Origin of the sequence: uncultured Reyranella sp. (assembly GCF_945957355.1) — a bacterium.
GTDB lineage: Bacteria > Pseudomonadota > Alphaproteobacteria > Reyranellales > Reyranellaceae > Reyranella.
The window spans coordinates 51,160-68,186 of record NZ_CAMFKM010000006.1 but is presented as its reverse complement, the minus strand read 5'-3'; the positions used below and the strand labels follow the sequence as shown (position 1 = coordinate 68,186).

Here is a 17,027-nt window from a genome sequence, read left to right as displayed (position 1 = left end):
TCCGCATTGGAAGTAGCACGATGGCCGGGTTTCTGCGGGAAGGGCTTGAGGTATCCGACATCGTTTATCCGGTCGTGCCGGCGACGTAGTTGCGGGCTACGCGATGGCGGCGCTCGTCGAGTTTGCGTCAGGGCGCTTCGACTGCTCGATGTTCTATGCCAACGAGGACTCGATCGATGCCGGACGAGTGCCCGTCGCGCCTGAACTCAAGCCTGACTGGAGTCCAATTTTCCACAAGGCACGGTCTTATGTAGGCCGCGCCGTCTATTTTCGCCGCCGGGCGCCTGCAGCATGCCGGGCGGGTGCTTGGCCTCGGTGGCTATGCCGCTCATAACTGCAGCGGCGCACGGTCGGAGCACCGTGGGATCTTGACCGTTTCACGGTCCCGCATGAGGTCTCGACCGTTACGGGTGCCAGCTTGGCTGTCAAGAAGAGCAAATTCGATGCGATCGGCGGCTTCGACGCGAAGAGATATCCGATCGAGCTCGGCGACGTCGATCTTTGTCTGCGGTTGAGGCAGTCCGGATGGAAGACGGTCTTCACGCCCTACGCGGTATTGACGCATCACGAATCCGCGACACGAGGCAGATCGAATATAGTGAAGCGCTATGCGAGGCAGAGACGGCACTTTCCCGCGAACTGGAAGGGTGCCGCCCTCGACGATCGCTGCTTCCATCCGGCGCTGTCGCTCACGGCGCGGCGGACTAGCCTCGATCACTAGCGCGATGCGCGTCCGCACGCCCTCGCGAAACAAGCCGTACCCACGGAGGAACGGACGGATTCGACTCGTGGCTGGTGTCGCCATCGAATCGGTTTTCGCGGGTCTCGCCACGCTGTGCGTAGAGGGCATGGTGGTCGGGCGCGTTCTCGGGGGGGGGCGCTCAGGCTTGTCGTGGTTCATGTCATGGCGCCGCGGCTAGCCGTGCTCGAACGCGGGGGTTAGGGGGCGACCGGGAGTTCTACCTCCGTTAGTTCGATGACGAGGCGCAGTGGCGGCGCGTCGCGCGGGCTCCCTTGCTGCACTATGGGCTTGTTGGCTGGCGGACGCGTCGCGCGTGGCACCCGGATTCAACATGCGTTCTACCGGCGGCAGAACCTGCCGCGGCCGCCTGGAATGGATCCTCTGTTCCATCATCTGGAGAAGTCGCACGCGCAAAAATCTCCACGCAACGAAGTGGAGGCCCGGGCCGACCTTCCGCCGTGGCGAGAGGGCGCCGTGTCCGTGCTGGAATTCCATCAGGGTCGCGGCGGCGGTAGTAGCCATTTCCTCGATCTCCAGGAGCGGGATATCGAGAGCACGGGGCGTAATGTCATCCGTGCCAGAACGATCCTGAAAGCGCCGACGCTCGCGGTCATCGACGATCGAACGTTCGATCTCTCGTCCGGCCGCGACTTGCTGATCGATTCTGTCCGCCAGCGCCGGGTGACGCGGCTCGTGGCAAACCACCTCATCGATCGTCTGCTGGAGATGATGACGCGGGTGCACGATCTCAGCGCGCGACTGGGCGTCCCCTATGACGTCGTCCTGCATGACTACTTCATGCTGTCTCCGCTGATCGACCTGATTACCAGAGCAGGTGCGTTCTGCGATATGGCGCCAGCCGAATCTCGCATCCGCTGCATCGCGGATTACGGTGCCGAGATGCAGGAATTCGATCCGCTCTCCTGGCGGCACGACCACCTGGCCTTCCTTGAAAGTGCCGAGCGAGGAGCTCGCCGCCCGGATGGGGCGCTCGCTGGAAAAGGCGATCACGGCATGGCAGCCGGAAAGCGACGTGGATTTGCTACCAGAGCAAACGCCACGGGTTCTTGCGACAGAGCCCTTGCGCATCGTCACATTGGGCTCCTTGAATGTAAGCATGGGGCTCCGTGGCGTGCAGGCGCTCGCCGATTCGGCAGGGCAGGCCGGCTCGCCTTTGCTGCTGTCGGTCCTGGGCCCGGCGTCGGAAGCGCTACCTCTGAGTGTAACGGTCAGCGGCTCCTTTTTGCCGGATGACTTGGAAAGTCTGCTGCGCGAATCGGCCGCTCATGCGGTCCTCCTGCTGGCCATCTGGCAGGAAACCTGGTCGTTCGTGCTGACGGCTGCACTGAAGCAGGGGCTGCCTGTGATCGTGTTCAACATCGGCGCGCCGGCGGCACGCCTGCGCTGGCTCGGTCGCGGCCATGTGCTGCGAGGGGGATGTCGGCGGATGCCGTGGCATTCCACTGCCTGGCGGTTGGATCGGGGCGCGGCTGGTCACCCCGGGGAGGCTTCTCGCCCGCCGACTATTGCCGCCACAATCCGGATGTCGTCTGGGCGGGGTACGAGCCGTTTTGCTCACTGGCTGAGATTTGGCCGCGAAGAAGGGCGGGACGCGGCTGCCCCGGCAGATCCTCCGCCCCTCGACATCCCGCGTCTGCTGGGCCACCGGCGTCGCGGCGTGGCGTATGCCACCGTCGACGTCGTTATGCCCGTCTATGGCGGCCGGGCGATGGCGCTCCAGGCGATCGACAGCGTCCTCGGTGCAGCGACGAGGCAGGCCTTCGAGTTAGTGGTCGTGGACGACGCCTCGCCGGATCCGCTGCTGTGCAGTGAATTGCAGGCATTGGCCGAAGCCGGCTTGATCACCTTGATGGAGAACGAGCGCAATGTCGGCTTCGTGGGGGCCGTCAATCGCGGCGTTGCGCTTCATCCGGGGCGCGATGTCGTCCTGTTGAATTCCGATGTCCGGGTGTTTGGCGACTGGCTCGATCGGCTGCTGGCGGCGTTGCGGACGGCGACGGCAACGCCTCTCTCCAATGCGGCGAAGATGCTGAGCTATCCGGCCACGCTCTGCGAGAATCGCCTGCCGGGGGACCTGGACATTGCGCAATGGGACCGACTGTGTGCGGCGACCGACTGTCCGCCTGTGGAAATCCCGACGGGCGTTGGCTTTTGCATGGCTGTGAGGCGCGCCTGCCTCGACCAGGTCGGGGCCTTCGACCAGGAGCGGTTCGGTCGTGGCTACGGCGAGGAGAATGATTTCTGCCTCCGGGCAGCGGCGGCGGGCTGGCTGAATGTGGCGGCGACCAGCCTCTTCGTCTGGCATCGTGGCGGCACTTCATTCGGAGAGGAGCGGGACGCGCTCGTGGAGGCGGCGTAAGCCACGCTCGCGACGCTCCACCCCGGCTATGCTGCCGCGGTGGGGCGATTCATCCATGACGATCCGCTTGAGCCCGCGAGGAGGGCGCTCGAAGTTGCGAGAATCTGCGCCGATCCGCCTCGCACGAGACTGAATCTCGAAGGATTGGGCCGCGCCGGCGCCAGCCCTGTCGATGAAGGCGACGTCCTCGAAGTTGTGGTCGTTCCGGATCTTCCCTCCTACGCCGGGCAGTGTCGTCTGGTACCCAAGGGCCTCGGCGCATTTCCCAATCTGCCGCATTGCTGCCCGGCAACAACGTTGGACAGCCTGGCCGCCTTGGTGAACGATCTCGGCTTCATGGAATGCCGTGTGGAGGCAGAGGAGAGGTCGCGGACTGTGCTCGGGCAGGTTTTGCCTCGTTGTGGAGAAATGCGGCATCCGACTTTCAGGGTGTTGCCTGGAGGACACAGTGATACAATGCTTGTGTGATAACAAAAGTGTTCCGTGAGCTGGGCGTCGCGCTTGTGCTATACTTTTATGGATAGCCCGCTGATTTTAACTTGAGCGTGGGGAGAATTATGAAGAAAGCTGGTTTGGCTCTGCTGGGTCTGGGGCTGCTGCTGCCGAATGTTGCTGGTGCCCAGGCGATCAATGCCCAAGAGGGTTTCTACATCGGTGCAGGCGGCGGTGCCGCGTGGTTCATCGGGTCGAATTCGAACGCCAGCACCTGGACAGGCTGGTCCGTCGGCGGCAAGGCCGGTTACGACTTCGTCGGCCCGCGCCTCGAACTCGAGGTCGGCTACGGTCAGATCCCAACCTCGGCCAACATTCCCGGTACAGCAATCAATGGCAAGGTCGGCCAGCTCAACGTGATGGCGAACCTGCTGTACGACTTCATGCCGACATCGGTGATCACGCCGTACATCGGCGCCGGTGCGGGTATCGCGTTCGTCGACAGCAACGCCTCGCTGGGCAGCACGCAGTTCGCCTACCAAGGCATGATCGGCGTCGCTTACAACGTGAGCGAGCAGCTGCGGTTCATGGTCGAAGGCCGTTACGTCGGCACGACCAACCCCAGCGTCAACACGCCGTTCGGCAATGTGAGCTTCCAGAACAACAACATCCTGGCGCTGGCTGGCGTGACCTACAAGTTCAACGCGCCGCCGCCGCCGCCGCCGCCGGCTCCGCCGATGGTTGCGCCGCCGTCGTTCATGGTGTTCTTCGACTGGGATCGCTCGAACCTGTCGGCTCAGGCTCTGAACACGATCAAGCAGGCTGCCGGCGCCTACAAGTCGAAGGGTAACGCCCGCATCACGGCGACCGGTCACACCGACACGTCGGGCGCGCCGGCCTACAACATGGCGCTGTCGCTGCGTCGTGCGAACGCCGTCAAGGACGCGCTGGTGCGCGAAGGCGTGCCGGCGACCGCGATCGCGGTGGTGGGCCGTGGCGAGCAGGGCCTGCTGGTGCAGACCGGCCCGAACGTCCGCGAGCCGCAGAACCGCCGCGTCGAAATCGTCATCCAGTAAGCTGCCGGCTCACCGGAACACCCGAGACAAGGAAGAGGCGGCCCTCACGGGCCGCTTTTTTCTTTGCTCAAAGCTTGCGCAGCACGGAGTTGATCACGGTGAAATGCTCCTCCCAGGTTGGTGGGGGCCAGGAGGCGAGCCTGTGGTTCTGCGCTTCGCGCTTTCGCGACCGTGACCGGGCATACTCGATCACCGCGGCATGCCAGGCCGGACCTTCTGTCGGATCGAGATAATCCGGGATATCGCCGCCGACCTCCCGGAGGACGGGGATGTCGCTGTAGAGGACGAGAGCCCCCTGCGTGAGAGCTTCGGCGAGCGGGAGGCCATAAACCTCCGCGAAGGATGGAGGCAGCAAGGCGCAGGCGTTCTTCAGCAAGGCGGCGACGAGGGGGCATTCGGCAGCCGGCCGCACTCCTCCACGAAGCCGTGCAGAGCGTCCCTGCGCTCAAGCAGATCGCTAGGCTCCAGCCGCGCTCGCCGCAGACGAGGAGGCGGGGCGTTAAAGGTCCCAGTTCACGATGCAGGTCGAGCCACATCTTGAAGATCAGCTTGTGGTTTTTGCGCGGCTCGATCGTACCTAGCATGACGAAGTAGGGTTGCTGTGGAAGTACGGCTGCTGCAGGCTCGGCACGGCAGTGCTACGCCGAGCGGTGCGAGAATTGGCGAACGCGACTCCAACTCGTCACCGAAGCTGGGCCTGAAGGAGTTCGACGTCGCCTACGAGTTCACGATGATGGCGTCGGCCAGATGCGGCACATTCTCAATCTGTCGATGATAGAGCTCGGTGTCTTCTTCGGTGAAATAGTCCGGAAGGAGGCTTGAGTGGATGTCATGGACGAAGACGACGAGCTTCAGGTCGCCGGCATTCTTCAGCCTTTCGATGAGCGAGAAACGCTCGATGAAGCTGGGATGGAATGATGTAGTGGAAGCGTCCCGCGGGCGTCGCGACGAACTACTCGAGACTGCCCCACAGCCTCATCATCAGCACGAAGTGGATCCAGAAGGCGCGCAGGCCGACCCGCCAATACGCAGTAGTCGAGCCAGAGTCGCCGTCCCAATGGTGGGCGATTGTTCAAGGGACCGCCGCGGCTGGTCGGTCGCCTACGATCCGGGATCGACCGAAGGCATCGAGCACCGCGAAATGCAGCCGGTCAGTTTGTTCGCCCTGAAGTGCTCGGCATAGGCGAGTTCGACCTGTGGAATGCCCTTGGGCGTCTGCGACGTCGCGGCATAGAGCGGCCTCAAAATGTCGAGGATGAGCCGCGGGGGCGGCGAGGATTGCGGCGGGTCAGGGCTCACGGGAGATGGTCTAAAACTTGGAAATAATTGGATATTCCGATGTTATCCAGCGTGGCGTCAGTCGATTTCCGCGCGCGCAAGTGGACATACCTTTGTCCGCTGTCCGAAATCAGCCCGTCGAGGGCCTTCCTGCAGGGAGCGGAACGCGGCATGATAAGACTCGATATCAGGACATCATAGAAATCGGGGGGGCGACCATGCAGCGGCTCAAGTTCGGCGCCTTCCTCGCGCCCCACCATCCAATCGGCGAGAATCCGATGCTGCAGTTCCGGCGGGATCTCGACCTGGTCGAGCAGCTGGATGGACTTGGCTATGACGAGTTCTGGTGCGGCGAGCACCATTCGAGTGGCTGGGAGATGATCGCCTCGCCTGAGATGTTCCTGGCGGCCGCCGGCGAGCGCAGCAAGCGCATCAAACTGGGCACGGGCGTCATCTCGCTACCCTACCATCATCCCTACAATGTCGCCCAGCGCATGGTGCAGCTCGATCACATGACCGGCGGCCGCGCGATCTTCGGCTCCGGTCCCGGCGCGCTGGCATCCGACGCGCACACGCTCGGTATCGACCCTATGGTCCAGCGCGACCGTCAGGACCACGCGATCGGCATCATCCGCCGCCTCTTCAGGGGCGAGAGGGTGACCGACAGGACCGACTGGTACACCATGCAGGACGCCGCCCTGCAGCTCCTGCCGCTGCAGGAGGACATGCCGTTCGTCGTCGCCTCGCAGGTGAGTCCCTCGGGCATGACCCTGGCGGGCAAGCACGGGATTGGCATCATCTCGATCGGCTCGATGTCGAACGAGGGGCTCCTGGCGCTGCCGACGCAGTGGAAGTTTGCCGAGGACGCTGCGAAGAAGCACGGCCAGACGGTCGATCGCCGGAACTGGCGCGTGCTACTGAGCTGGCATGTCGCGGAGACGCGCGAAAAGGCCCGTGAGGAAGCGCGAGTGGGCCTGCACCGCTGGCACAACGAATATATTGTCGGCACTCTGCAGCGGCCCGGTGCGACGGCCTTCGCCGATCCGGACGAGGCTGTGGACAAGACGGCCTTCACGCCGGGTTCGGCGGCGACGATCGGCACGCCCGACGACCTCGTGAAAGTCATCAAGGACGTCTATGCGAAGAGCGGTGGATTCGGCACGGTCGTCGGTTTCATACACGACTGGGCCAATCCGGAGAACACACGCCGCAGCTGGGACATGGTGGCGCGCTACGTCGTTCCGGAGATCAACAGCTACGTCACCAAGCTGCGCGAGTCGCAGAAGTTCCTGATCGAGAACCGTGGTGTCTTCGAGCGGGCGCAGCAGGCGATCATGGCGAAGATCATGCAGACCGAGGGCGGCGCGGAAGCCCTCAAGGTCACCAAGGCACCGCGCTTCGCGGCCGCTTCGGCCGCGGTGCCGGACTTCGAGAAGGAGAACGCCCGCTGAACGGGAAGACGGGGCGGCGCCTACCGCGCTGCCTCAGTTCTGCTGCTGCCGCCAGACGAAGATCGAGCTCATCGTGTAGTTGAACGTCGCACCCACGATGACTCCTGCGATGCCGGCGATCCACCAGCTCTCGTTCGAGACGAATAGCCACGACGCTACGCCGATATTGGCCAGGGCGCCAACGCCACAGACGGCATAGAACTTCACCAGTCCGACCAGTGCGGCGGTGCCGCGCAGCTTCATGTCACTGTAGGTGAGGAGATTGTTCACCAGGAAATTCGAGGTCATGGCGACGACGGTCGCCACCGACTGCGCAGCCTCGAAACCGAAGCCGGCCAGCAGGCCGATCCGGAGGACGATGAGGTGGATCGCGAGGCCGATGGCGCCGACGATCATGAAGAACAGGAAGCGGACCGAGACGGTGCCGCCTGTCGTGCGATGCAGCAGAAGCCCGAAAAAGTCCAGGATGGCGCGCATGTCGAACTTGGAAAGGCCTTCCTGGCGGGAGCGGAATCGATAACCGACTTCGGCGACACGCATCTGGCCGCGAGTGCTGGCCAGGATATCGAGCAGGATCTTGAAGCCTGAAGGAACCAGGCTGGGGGCAACGGCCTCGAATACCTCCCGCTTCAGAGCGAAGAAGCCGCTCATCGGATCGGAGACCTGCCGGCGGATGATGAACGCGGCGAGGCGGGTGGCGACGCGGCTCGCAAAGGCCCGCCGGGCCGAGAACCCGCCTTCGCTGCTGCCGTCGCCCGCGAAGCGGCTGCCGATCACGATGTCGGCGTCGTCGTTTTGCAGCTTCGCCAGCATGGCGGGAAGGATGGTCTCGTCATGCTGGAGGTCCGCATCCATGATCGCGACGTAAGGAGCGGCCGAGCTGAGGGCTCCCTCGATGCAGGCGCCGGCCAGGCCGCGCCGTCCGACGCGCCGGATGCAACGTACCCGGCCATCGTCCTTGGCCAGTTGCTTGGCGACCTTCCAGGTGCCGTCCGGGCTGTCGTCGTCGACGAACACGACCTCCCACGGGATCTCGCCCAGCGCCTTGTCGAGCAGGCCCACGAGGTGCGGCAGGTTCTGCGATTCGTTGAACGTCGGAACGACGACCGAAACCGTCGGAGAGAATGATTGCATCCGCCGTCAGTATATTGCGGCGACAGGCCCACTCCTAACGCGATTTGCGAGACAGATCGGTCTTGTCTGCCGGGCCTGGGCCCCTAGACTCCCGTCAGGTTCTGCTGCGGCCGGTGGTATTGGATGGGGCGATCGATCAGGGGGGCGGACGGGGGCGACCGTCTCATGGCGTTGCTGCCGAGGCTCTGTATTGCTTTCGTCGTCGTCCTGACAGTTGGTTACACGATCGCCGGTGCGATCGTCCGGCCCAACATGTATTCCGACAGCGGCTGGGGGTTCGTCGGCTGGTACACGCACGACCGCGCCTCGTCCTTCAACCATTCGCTCGGGCCCGACCACTCCGATATCTCGCGTGAAGTCGAATCCTTCATGAGTACCTGGACGCCGGGACAGCACATGCTGCCCGGCCTGGTCGAGGATCTCGGCATGAGCCTCGGCCTGGCGATCATCGTCGTCGTAGCCGTCTTTAGCGTGCTCGGTCTGGTCGGCTGGTTCGCCCTCTACCGGGCATTCGGCTTTTCCGTGCAGACGACGTCGGTTGCACTGGCGATCGTCGCCAGCACCAGGTTCTTCAACCTGTCCTTCACGAACTATTCCGGTGGAGAAGTGCTGCTGTTCGGTGTGGCGCCCTGGTTCATCCTAATGGCGTGGCGGTTGCGCGAGCTCAGGTGGTCCGCCGTACCGCCGCTGGTCGCGGGCACGGCGGTGCTGGTGTTTGCCAAGCTGACCGGCCTCATCGTCGGCGCCGCCGTCGTGGGCGGCGCGGCGATCTGCGGTGACGAAGCGTGGCGCAGATGGGACACGGTCCGGAAGCTGGTCGTGGCTGGCGTCACCATCGCCCTGATGGGCGCGATCTTCTACTTCACGTGGTACACGCGGGGCGCCACCGCGGCCTCCATTCCGGCGGAAGTCCATCGTGACGGGCTGCTTTTCTACATATCTTTCGGCGTTGGCAGCCTGTGGAGTTCTGCTCTCTCGCTGTTCGACCTCTCCAACTACCTGTTCCTCAATCCAGGCCGGCAGATACTGCAGTCGGGCGACGCGGTGGCCTATGCCTTCTTCCCGCTCGCCGTGACAACCTACGCGATCACCTGGATGCGGCTGCGTCTCGGCTATGGCGAATATCTGCGCTTCATCTATTCGATCTCGGCCGCAATCCTCGTTTTCTTCCTGCTCATGTGGCTGACGGGCGCATCGATCAGCTTCGAGGAACGCCACTTCCGGATCCCGTCGCTTCTGCTTTTCGTCGGTGTCGTGCAGGCTTTCACCGCCAGCCGGTCCTGGCTGATGCGGATTTCCTTCGTCGCCGTGGCGGGGCTGGCGTGCATCTATGGCATCACGTCCTTCGCGACGCGGACTGTAGCAAATTCCCACTATCCGATGGGCGACCGTGGCTTCCGGCAGATCAATGCCTCGGCGGAGGCGGTTGCCTTCATCCGCACCATCGACCTCGCTGGTCCGGATGCGAAGAAGACCCTGATCTTCCTGCCGTCGCCCGAGATCGCGCTGGAAGTCCGCAACGCCCGGAGTTGGTCCAACCACGCCGACTTCGATTCGCTCGAGACCCTGAGGTCCCAAGTCTATCGGGGCCGCGTCGATCGCCTCTACGTCTTCCTCCAGAAGCGGCTGCTGTCCAGCGGCAAGGCCGACGCGATACTCCGGTCGTTCGTCGACTATTCGATCGACGGCTGGACGATGGTGCCGCTCGGCGATCTCGTCTGCTTCTACCAGATCCGCAGCTAGAGCGGTCCATGCCTTGAAGGAATCAACTGGCATTCCCGAGAGGTGGAGAATGTGATTCAAGATTCTGGCTGGATAGGAGGCCAGTGTCGATGCGCCATCTTTCGAATGACCTGCGGGAGCGTGTGGTAACAGCGGTTGATGGTGGCGAGAGCTGCCGGTCCGTGGCGGCGCGGTTTGGTGTTGCGGCGTCCACGGTGGTGAAGTGGTCGCTGCGCTACTGGGCGACGAGGTCGGTGGCGCCGGGCAAGGTCGGCAGCCACCGCAAACCGGTGCTAGCGGATCGACCAGACGCCGCACCTCACCTTGCATAAGCTCAAGGATGAGCTGGCCGGCCGGGGAGTGGTCGTCTCGCACAGGCACGGCGCGTTCGACGTGCAGGTTGACCGCGACCTGGATAGGCGGGCGCGCAGAGCACCCGGTTCTTGAAGTTTTGGGGGCGATGGCCCTCTTGGTATTTCTCGTTTCGTTGCTTGGACTAGGAAAGTCGGTTCCCAACCCGCGCCGACGGCCACATGGCGGTGACTATGCCAGCGCCGCTACCTCCGGCTCCGCCGAAGCCCCTAGAGCAGGCGCCTGCAGCCGCCGCCGGTATGGCCGCGTCTCAGGCATAGACGACAGCCAATACCGCCCCTCTGACGGCGGATGAGGTCAGGGAGCTTCAGACCTGCCTAAAGGCGTTCGGTCTCGACCCTGGACCTATCGATGGGTTCTTGGGGCTGCTGGCCACTGTGGCCATCAAGAAATACGAGGTGGCGCGGCTGCAGCCGGTCACGGGTACCGCCGACCAGCCCCTGCTCGAGCGGCTGCGCAGGGATAGCAGTGGCCCAATTCGGTAGTAGGCGCTGCCGGCTGGCCTCCCGTATCAAATCGCGACTTTCGCCATGAGTGACGACAGCCACCGAGCCTGTCAGCAATACTCTTCGGCTAGCATCAGGGTCATGACCCTGATGGTCAGCGATTGATCGGAGAGATCATCTGAATGCCGGCGATAGGTGGGATCATAGTAGTCGATTCGCCAAAAGAACCCTTGGTCGCCCAGCCTGAAGAAGCCGAGATTGTGCTCGCCCATCGGATCGTTCTCGGGGGTGAATGAGCTAAAATTCTGTACCGTCTCGATGACACGCAGTCGGGTATTGCGGTCGAGGCAGGCGATGCCGGCGGTCATGACGAGCCGCCGGCCCGTTGGGGTGGCGCGGAACTCATCGTTCAGTTTTGCTAGCGTTCTTAGGCGTTCGGCATTCTCTTCTTCGGTCATCATGAGGCCCTTGAATGGTAGGTGCGATGGGGCGGGGCGGGTACATTGCGACAGTCAGGCAACAGCTTTCCTGGCTCGCTTCGACTTGGTCAGCTTGAGCAGGAAGATGTTGTCGGGGTGAATCAATCCCGTCTTGCGGCTGCAGCCTTCGCCCCAAGTCTTCATTGAGAGTTGTGAAGTGCCTGCGCTATCGAGCAGCAGAAGGCGCTGTTGCGCCACCTGGCGCACGACAGTCCAATGATCGAAAGGGGCCTCGATCCCGAGGATTGCCGCGGTACCGGGGCGGACGAGGTGTCGCCCCAGCTTTTGAGCCACTTGCGTCGTGGGCACGTAGGGCCTGCCATGGAACGGGCGGCGCGTCACAAGCGCCAGCCCCCTGTGTTTTCTGAGCCAGTCGGAGCTCTTGGATAGGAGACGAAACAGCTGCCGACTGTTCGTCCCCTCAACGATCGGCTTCAGATGTGAATGGCCTCGAACAAGGTTCGACAGCAGCACTATGAACAGGTCGCCCAGTTCTTCATCTGAGGGGCGCCGTCTGCCCTGCTTCTGAGGTCTAGGGTGCGGGTAGGTGCGTAGCGCCCACACAATGCCGTTCACGATGCTGTAGACGCCGCAAAGGCCATCGAGCGCCCCTTGTTCGAGAGCGGTCGGCCGCCTGGGCATCAGTATTCCCCCGTCAGCATGATGGTCAGCACGCGCAACGTTGCGTTCGGGTTGGTGGCGTCCTCGGTGTGATGACTGAGGGTCGGGTCGTAGTAGTCGATCTTCCAGAACAGGTCGTGACCGTCCACCCTGACGAAGCCAAAGTCGTGCTCACCGTGAGGGTCGTTGTCCGCGGTGAAAGCCGTGAACGTTTTTACGGCGAGCAGAATGTCGGCCTGGGTCTGCCGATCGAGTGCGGTGACGCCCTGTGTTACCATGACCCTGCCGCCGGTCAGGCTGGTGCGAAAGGCGTCATTCAGGCGGGCAATCTCGTCAGTGCGTGCTTTGCTGTTGGCGCAGTTCATTTGCTGTCTCCTGGAATCACAAAAGGCGGCCGGGAGGCCGCCTTTGGGGCGAAAACGATCAGAAATTCTTGAGGTGAGGGCGGCTCGTGCCGCGGCGCGCTATCCAGTCATATCGACCTCCATTTCCGCTGGCGCGTCAGAGCAAGTTCACGAGGGCACACTTCGCTGAAGTACTGCCTTCGATGTAGCGCTGGGTTGTTTCGATAGAGGCGTGCCCAGCAAGCTGCTGCACATCGCGCAAGCTACCGCCGACCTTGAAGACAAGGCGGGCGCCTTTGGTGATGAACTTGCGTCGCCCGCTATGAGACGAGCAGCCGACGAGTTCGGCGCGGTGGTAGAGTGCCGAGAACCAGTTTACGATGGCAGCGGGCCGCATATGGCGGCCCCGCTCTGATCGTATGATCGGCTCGTCGGGGGTGGGGCGCATCTGCTTGCAGAGCGCCAGAAGTGCGGCACGTAGCTCGACATTGATCGGCACCGTGCGCCCGTGCCGCTTCTTGGCAATCGCATCGCGTACCTCAAGTACAGCGCCAACTGATCGCCGCGCATCACATGCCATCGACCATGTCAGGCCAGCTATCTCGCAGGCTCGAAGGCCTGCTTTCACAGACAGCAACACCATGACCTTGTCGCGCGCCAGGTACCGGCCCTTGCGCACGAGCCGCAAAAGGCCCCGTAATTCTCGGTCGCTGATGATCTTTGCTTGTCTGCCAGCCATGCCAAATTGAGCCATTTGGCGAGTCGCCATTCAATAGGTTTGTGGCCGCGTAACCCATTGAAAAATAACACTAATTTATGCTGCTACATGCCTTTGCAAAATATCGCCTCAAGGAGCGATCAAACGCAAAGCGGGCGCGATGAAGCCCGTTACACGCCTTTGCAAACTAGGAGATCAGACGATGACGTACGTCAGTGAATTTGAAGACATAGACCTGGCCGGGCTTACGCCGAGCTTGGCCGTGCCTGTCGAAGTGGCAACATCAGAACAGGCCATCGCCTTCGAGCGTGACTACCTAGAGAAGCGCTTCGGTGCATATGGGCTGAGGTGGCAACTCGCTTTTCAGAGCTTGTCTCCTTCGGGGAAGCGATGGCTTGATCAATTGCACATCGTCGTTGATGGTCAGCGGCTATGTATCTACTTCGACGTGACCAAAGCCATCGAGAAGCAGGCGACTAACGGCCTGATCTAGACAGCGACGCATGTCCGCTGGTGGGCGCAGAGTTGGCCTGGGCTGGCGTGCAGTCCTTCCGTGTCATCAAGTGTTCTCTCCCGACCTCAAAATTGCGGGATCTCTAACTCGCGGACTGGTATCGTTGCAGGGCAGCAGGCCAAAGTGCCGTAGCGCAATTTAGAATGGCTTGTGTCTACATCAACCAATGCTCGAGCCTGAGTGCCAGATCCGACGGATCGAGGTCTTCACCGGAACGGTTGGTCGGCATCTTTTGATAGGGGACGACAAGGTCGGCCTCCAGAGGAAGAGGTGCTGAAGGCTGGAGCGATCGTATTAGGGGGTAAGCGTCACGATCTGCTCTCTAGCAGCCGTTCGCTCGGCGCCGCAAGGCCAGCAAGCCGAGTGAGGAAACGGACGCCAAGTTCATGCTAGCCGCGATCGACGAACCATCACGGAAGCGGCGGCAGGCCAAGCGCGCCGCCGGCCGAGACCCTTCCATCGGTCCGCCGCTGATCGCCAGCCGAGGGCATCGGCCTCGAAGGGGACGCCCGGGAGACGGCCCGCTACACGGCGGATCGTCTCCTGCATGCCGACGTGCAACTCTTACGCGCCGCCGTCGATTCGATGTAGGAGGTCCTGCAGGCAGATGCGCAACGAGCGCTCTAGCTGTCGCCGTCGCAATTCATGCCGCCTGCCGGGAAATTGCCTCGATGATCTGGTCGACGACGCTGTGTACGAGGTCGGAATCGTCCCCCTCGGCCATGACGCGGATCAGCGGCTCCGTGCCCGACTTTCGTACGAGGATGCGCCCGCTCTTGCCGAGCCTGGCTTCGGCCGAGGCGATCGCCTTGACCACGGATGCGGCGTGCAGGGCCTGTGTCGCGTCGGCGACGCGCACGTTCTTCAACAGCTGCGGCACAGGCTCGAATGCCCTGAAAAGCTCGCTCGCCGGCCGGCCGTTGCGAATCAGGGCGGACAGCGCCTGCAATGCCGCCATCAGCCCGTCGCCGGTGGTGGCATGGTCCGTCATGATGATGTGACCGGATTGCTCGCCGCCCAGATTGTATCCGTCGGCCCGCATGCGCTCGAGGACGTAGCGGTCGCCGACCTGCGTGCGCACCAGCCTCAGCCGCCGCGCGTCGAGATAGCGTTCCAGACCGAGATTGGACATGACCGTCGCCACCACGCCGCCGCCCGACAGCAGGCCGCTCCGCGTCCACTGGTCGGCGATGGTCGCCATGAGCTGGTCGCCGTCGATGACGGCGCCCCTCTCGTCGACCATGATGACGCGGTCGGCATCACCGTCGAGGCCTATGCCGATATGGGCATGATGCGCGACGACCTGCTCCTGCAGCACGCCGGGATGCGTCGAGCCGCAATTGCCGTTGATGTTGAAGCCATCCGGCGTGACGCCCACCCGAATGACTTCCGCCCCGAGCTCGGTGAGCACGGTCGGCGCCACCTTGTAGGCAGCGCCGTTGGCGCAATCGATGACGACCTTGAGATCGCTGAGGTCGAGCCCGCGCGGCGCCGATGCCTTGACCGCTTCGATGTAGCGACCCTGCACATCGTCCAGCCGCTGCGCCCGGCCGATCGCAGCGGAATCGGCGAGAACGAGATCAGTGGGCGAGGTCACCAGCGCCTGGATCTCGATCTCGACCGTGTCGGACAGTTTGAAGCCGTCCGGACCGAACAACTTGATCCCATTGTCCTCGTAGGGGTTGTGCGACGCGGAGATCATCACGCCGACGTCGGCGCGCATCGACCTCGTCAGGAAGCCGACCGCAGGCGTAGGGATCGGCCCCAGCAGGAACACGTCCACGCCGACCGAGAGGAAGCCGGCCGTCAAAGCCTGCTCCAACATGTAGCCCGACAGGCGCGTATCCTTGCCGATGACGGCGCGGTTGCGGTGGGCGCCCCGGTGAAACACCTGTCCCGCGGCCATGCCGATGCGCATCGCAATTTCGGCGGTCATCGGGGCAGTGTTCGCACGACCGCGAATGCCATCCGTGCCGAAGAGTGAACGAGCCATGACTATAATTTTACCACATTGCCTCGAAGACCGCGAGAGCCTGCCGTGTGGCGACGATATGCGCGCTAATACACCCCTCCGCGTTGTCAACATGCTGGCCGCGATTCGGCCCGGTCCGCCGTGCTCTGGCAAGAAGCGCCCGATGATCGACTTGTGGTGATGCCGAGGTGATCCAAGAGGCTGGCCGTGTCGGCAAAGCTGACACGGCCAGCCAAGAGCAGCCTCTCATGAGGCATTATGACAAAGAACACATCAGCATGGGGTATGCGGTCTCACCCGCATGGTTGCCCAAGAGGGCTAGCCCATTGCTTCCAATACCCGAAGCCGCACTAGTGGCGAGGTCGTGATGTTAGTGCAAGTAGAGGCGGTGGCGCTGACGATGTGAAAATTTACCTAAACTAACGGTCTATTCTGCACTCTCATGCACACATGCATCAGTTTGCACCTCGTTCTCTGTTATCGATCTCGTATGCAGTCGAACTCCAGTAGCCCTCTGCTGGTGGGGTGATCGAAAGCTTCACGCATGCGGACGACGTACCGAAGTGCAGCCAAGTGCATTGCGGTGCACTTGCGGACATCCTTGGGGACGGCGGGGAGCAGCAATGGGGGCTTCAAGGGATAGCGGGCAAGAGCATCAAGCGACGCTAGCCTCGCTCGCGTTGTCCGAAATGCACGAACCTGCACTTGGCGCACGGCGACGAACGCGCGCTTCAGATGAAATGCTATGGTTTCGCGGCGTACACCAGGATGGTGTACAACCAAATGCACATGAGGAACAAGACTCGCGATCTCGCAGGGTATCTGCCCTAGGGCTGCGAGCGTTGTCGCCTTTTCGGGCTTAACGTGCTCGATCGTCCCATCGACATAATCAATCTCGATCCGCCCGGACCACTGCGCTTCTGGATAGCGCGATATAGTCTTTGAGAACTCCGCCTTAAAGCGGCCGATCATGCCTTCAAGTATTGGATATCCAATTTGACTCACACCGATAACGACGGTGCACCAGGACAGAGTAGATGGATCGACTTCCTCGAACCGCTTCAGGAGGCTGCGCCGCCGCCGCCAATATTTCTGATTGCAAATGAAGCAGACCAGGCGGCCACAGCGGTTCCCGGATTCGCAGTTGCAGACGCGTAAGGCGAGCTCATGCTCCTCCGCCGTAGCTTTCACGCAAGTTAGCGCACGAAGCGCGGCCCGTTCGTACTTGCGATCACGATACCGGTAAGCATTCTTTTGTAGTCCGGCTAGATCGGTGTCTGCGAACAGCTCCTTTGGTAGTGGAACACCGTTTTGCAAACACCGACGCAACCGCCCTAGCGACAAAG

At 62.6% G+C, this 17,027-nt stretch carries 17 protein-coding genes and 1 pseudogene; 9 read left to right on the top strand and 9 right to left on the bottom strand.

All coding sequences use genetic code 11. The features are described from left to right. Positions 1–334 precede the first annotated feature (334 nt). The 4 genes from Q0Q48_RS11800 to Q0Q48_RS11785 all read left to right on the top strand — a co-directional run bounded on the left by Q0Q48_RS11800 (position 335) and on the right by Q0Q48_RS11785 (position 4,630). Entirely contained in the window at positions 335–721 is a 387-nt protein-coding gene (locus Q0Q48_RS11800; RefSeq protein WP_295138270.1) for a glycosyltransferase, read from the top strand. Between the two features lie 303 nt (positions 722–1,024). Further along, on the top strand, positions 1,025–1,996 hold the full coding sequence (locus Q0Q48_RS11795) for a hypothetical protein (RefSeq protein WP_295137727.1): 972 nt from the start codon (positions 1,025–1,027) through the stop codon (positions 1,994–1,996). Between the two features lie 193 nt (positions 1,997–2,189). Beyond that, entirely contained in the window at positions 2,190–3,122 is a 933-nt protein-coding gene (locus Q0Q48_RS11790) for a glycosyltransferase family 2 protein (RefSeq protein WP_366915285.1), read from the top strand. A gap of 557 nt (positions 3,123–3,679) precedes the next feature. Then, positions 3,680–4,630, top strand: coding sequence for an OmpA family protein (locus tag Q0Q48_RS11785; RefSeq protein WP_295137725.1), 951 nt, complete (start codon positions 3,680–3,682; stop codon positions 4,628–4,630). 67 nt (positions 4,631–4,697) lie between these two features. Here Q0Q48_RS11785 and Q0Q48_RS11780 read toward each other — a convergent pair whose 3' ends face one another. Together Q0Q48_RS11780 and Q0Q48_RS11775 are read right to left on the bottom strand one after the other, a co-directional pair. Then, a complete protein-coding gene (locus Q0Q48_RS11780) occupies positions 4,698–5,006 on the bottom strand; it encodes a hypothetical protein (protein WP_295137724.1) in 309 nt (102 codons plus the stop codon). A 725-nt stretch (positions 5,007–5,731) separates the two neighbouring features. Further along, the gene (locus Q0Q48_RS11775; protein ID WP_295137722.1) at positions 5,732–5,929 is read right to left on the bottom strand and encodes a hypothetical protein; all 198 of its coding nucleotides are present in this window, start codon (positions 5,927–5,929) and stop codon (positions 5,732–5,734) included. A 197-nt stretch (positions 5,930–6,126) separates the two neighbouring features. Between Q0Q48_RS11775 and Q0Q48_RS11770 the strand changes: the two genes are divergently transcribed. Then, a complete protein-coding gene (locus tag Q0Q48_RS11770; RefSeq protein ID WP_295137720.1) occupies positions 6,127–7,359 on the top strand; it encodes an LLM class flavin-dependent oxidoreductase in 1,233 nt (410 codons plus the stop codon). 33 nt (positions 7,360–7,392) lie between these two features. Here the strand turns inward: Q0Q48_RS11770 and Q0Q48_RS11765 are convergent, their stop codons facing one another. Beyond that, positions 7,393–8,493, bottom strand: a complete 1,101-nt coding sequence (locus Q0Q48_RS11765; RefSeq protein WP_295137718.1) for a glycosyltransferase family 2 protein — start codon at positions 8,491–8,493, stop codon at positions 7,393–7,395. 165 nt (positions 8,494–8,658) lie between these two features. On the opposite strand from Q0Q48_RS11765, the gene Q0Q48_RS11760 reads away from it, so the two are divergent. The 3 genes and pseudogenes from Q0Q48_RS11760 (at position 8,659) to Q0Q48_RS28695 (ending at position 11,072) form a co-directional block, all read left to right on the top strand. Then, positions 8,659–10,236: a hypothetical protein gene (locus Q0Q48_RS11760; protein WP_295137716.1), complete on the top strand. Its 1,578-nt coding sequence runs from the start codon at positions 8,659–8,661 to the stop codon at positions 10,234–10,236. An 89-nt stretch (positions 10,237–10,325) separates the two neighbouring features. Continuing rightward, positions 10,326–10,590 (top strand): annotated as a pseudogene (locus tag Q0Q48_RS11755) (IS630 family transposase); the annotation flags it as partial. Between the two features lie 278 nt (positions 10,591–10,868). Beyond that, positions 10,869–11,072 carry a peptidoglycan-binding domain-containing protein gene (locus tag Q0Q48_RS28695; RefSeq protein WP_366915284.1) on the top strand — a complete coding sequence of 68 codons (204 nt, stop codon included), beginning with the start codon at positions 10,869–10,871 and terminating at the stop codon, positions 11,070–11,072. A 71-nt stretch (positions 11,073–11,143) separates the two neighbouring features. On the opposite strand, the gene Q0Q48_RS11750 is transcribed toward Q0Q48_RS28695, so the two are convergent. The 4 genes from Q0Q48_RS11750 to Q0Q48_RS11735 form a co-directional block, all read right to left on the bottom strand. Next, the gene (locus Q0Q48_RS11750; RefSeq protein ID WP_295137714.1) at positions 11,144–11,494 is read right to left on the bottom strand and encodes a DUF3768 domain-containing protein; all 351 of its coding nucleotides are present in this window, start codon (positions 11,492–11,494) and stop codon (positions 11,144–11,146) included. 51 nt (positions 11,495–11,545) lie between these two features. Then, positions 11,546–12,154 (bottom strand): hypothetical protein, encoded by a 609-nt coding sequence (locus tag Q0Q48_RS11745; protein ID WP_295137712.1) that lies wholly within the window; start codon positions 12,152–12,154, stop codon positions 11,546–11,548. Next, a complete protein-coding gene (locus Q0Q48_RS11740) occupies positions 12,154–12,498 on the bottom strand; it encodes a DUF3768 domain-containing protein (RefSeq protein ID WP_295137710.1) in 345 nt (114 codons plus the stop codon). Before Q0Q48_RS11740 ends, Q0Q48_RS11745 begins: the two co-directional genes overlap by 1 nt. A 136-nt stretch (positions 12,499–12,634) precedes the next feature. Beyond that, positions 12,635–13,216 carry a site-specific integrase gene (locus Q0Q48_RS11735; protein ID WP_295137708.1) on the bottom strand — a complete coding sequence of 194 codons (582 nt, stop codon included), beginning with the start codon at positions 13,214–13,216 and terminating at the stop codon, positions 12,635–12,637. Positions 13,217–13,397: 181 nt separating this feature from the next. Here Q0Q48_RS11735 and Q0Q48_RS11730 point away from each other — a divergent pair, with 181 nt between their 5' ends. After that, positions 13,398–13,688 (top strand): hypothetical protein, encoded by a 291-nt coding sequence (locus Q0Q48_RS11730; RefSeq protein WP_295137706.1) that lies wholly within the window; start codon positions 13,398–13,400, stop codon positions 13,686–13,688. Between the two features lie 664 nt (positions 13,689–14,352). On the opposite strand, the gene glmM is transcribed toward Q0Q48_RS11730, so the two are convergent. Further along, the gene (gene glmM / locus Q0Q48_RS11725; protein WP_295137705.1) at positions 14,353–15,702 is read right to left on the bottom strand and encodes a phosphoglucosamine mutase; all 1,350 of its coding nucleotides are present in this window, start codon (positions 15,700–15,702) and stop codon (positions 14,353–14,355) included. Positions 15,703–16,158: 456 nt separating this feature from the next. Continuing rightward, entirely contained in the window at positions 16,159–16,653 is a 495-nt protein-coding gene (locus Q0Q48_RS11720; RefSeq protein WP_295137703.1) for a hypothetical protein, read from the bottom strand. Between the last annotated feature and the right edge of the window lie 374 nt (positions 16,654–17,027).

Coding starts and splice junctions, on each gene's coding strand:
- Q0Q48_RS11765 (WP_295137718.1), bottom strand. CDS start 8,493: ATGCAATCATTCTCTCCGACGGTTTCGGTCGTCGTTCCGACGTTCAAC.
- Q0Q48_RS11760 (WP_295137716.1), top strand. CDS start 8,659: ATGGCGTTGCTGCCGAGGCTCTGTATTGCTTTCGTCGTCGTCCTGACA.
- Q0Q48_RS11790 (WP_366915285.1), top strand. CDS start 2,190: ATGCCGTGGCATTCCACTGCCTGGCGGTTGGATCGGGGCGCGGCTGGT.
- Q0Q48_RS11745 (WP_295137712.1), bottom strand. CDS start 12,154: ATGCCCAGGCGGCCGACCGCTCTCGAACAAGGGGCGCTCGATGGCCTT.
- Q0Q48_RS11750 (WP_295137714.1), bottom strand. CDS start 11,494: ATGATGACCGAAGAAGAGAATGCCGAACGCCTAAGAACGCTAGCAAAA.
- Q0Q48_RS11785 (WP_295137725.1), top strand. CDS start 3,680: ATGAAGAAAGCTGGTTTGGCTCTGCTGGGTCTGGGGCTGCTGCTGCCG.
- Q0Q48_RS11735 (WP_295137708.1), bottom strand. CDS start 13,216: ATGGCTGGCAGACAAGCAAAGATCATCAGCGACCGAGAATTACGGGGC.
- Q0Q48_RS11795 (WP_295137727.1), top strand. CDS start 1,025: ATGGGCTTGTTGGCTGGCGGACGCGTCGCGCGTGGCACCCGGATTCAA.
- Q0Q48_RS11740 (WP_295137710.1), bottom strand. CDS start 12,498: ATGAACTGCGCCAACAGCAAAGCACGCACTGACGAGATTGCCCGCCTG.
- Q0Q48_RS11730 (WP_295137706.1), top strand. CDS start 13,398: ATGACGTACGTCAGTGAATTTGAAGACATAGACCTGGCCGGGCTTACG.
- Q0Q48_RS11720 (WP_295137703.1), bottom strand. CDS start 16,653: ATGATCGGCCGCTTTAAGGCGGAGTTCTCAAAGACTATATCGCGCTAT.
- Q0Q48_RS11770 (WP_295137720.1), top strand. CDS start 6,127: ATGCAGCGGCTCAAGTTCGGCGCCTTCCTCGCGCCCCACCATCCAATC.
- glmM (WP_295137705.1), bottom strand. CDS start 15,702: ATGGCTCGTTCACTCTTCGGCACGGATGGCATTCGCGGTCGTGCGAAC.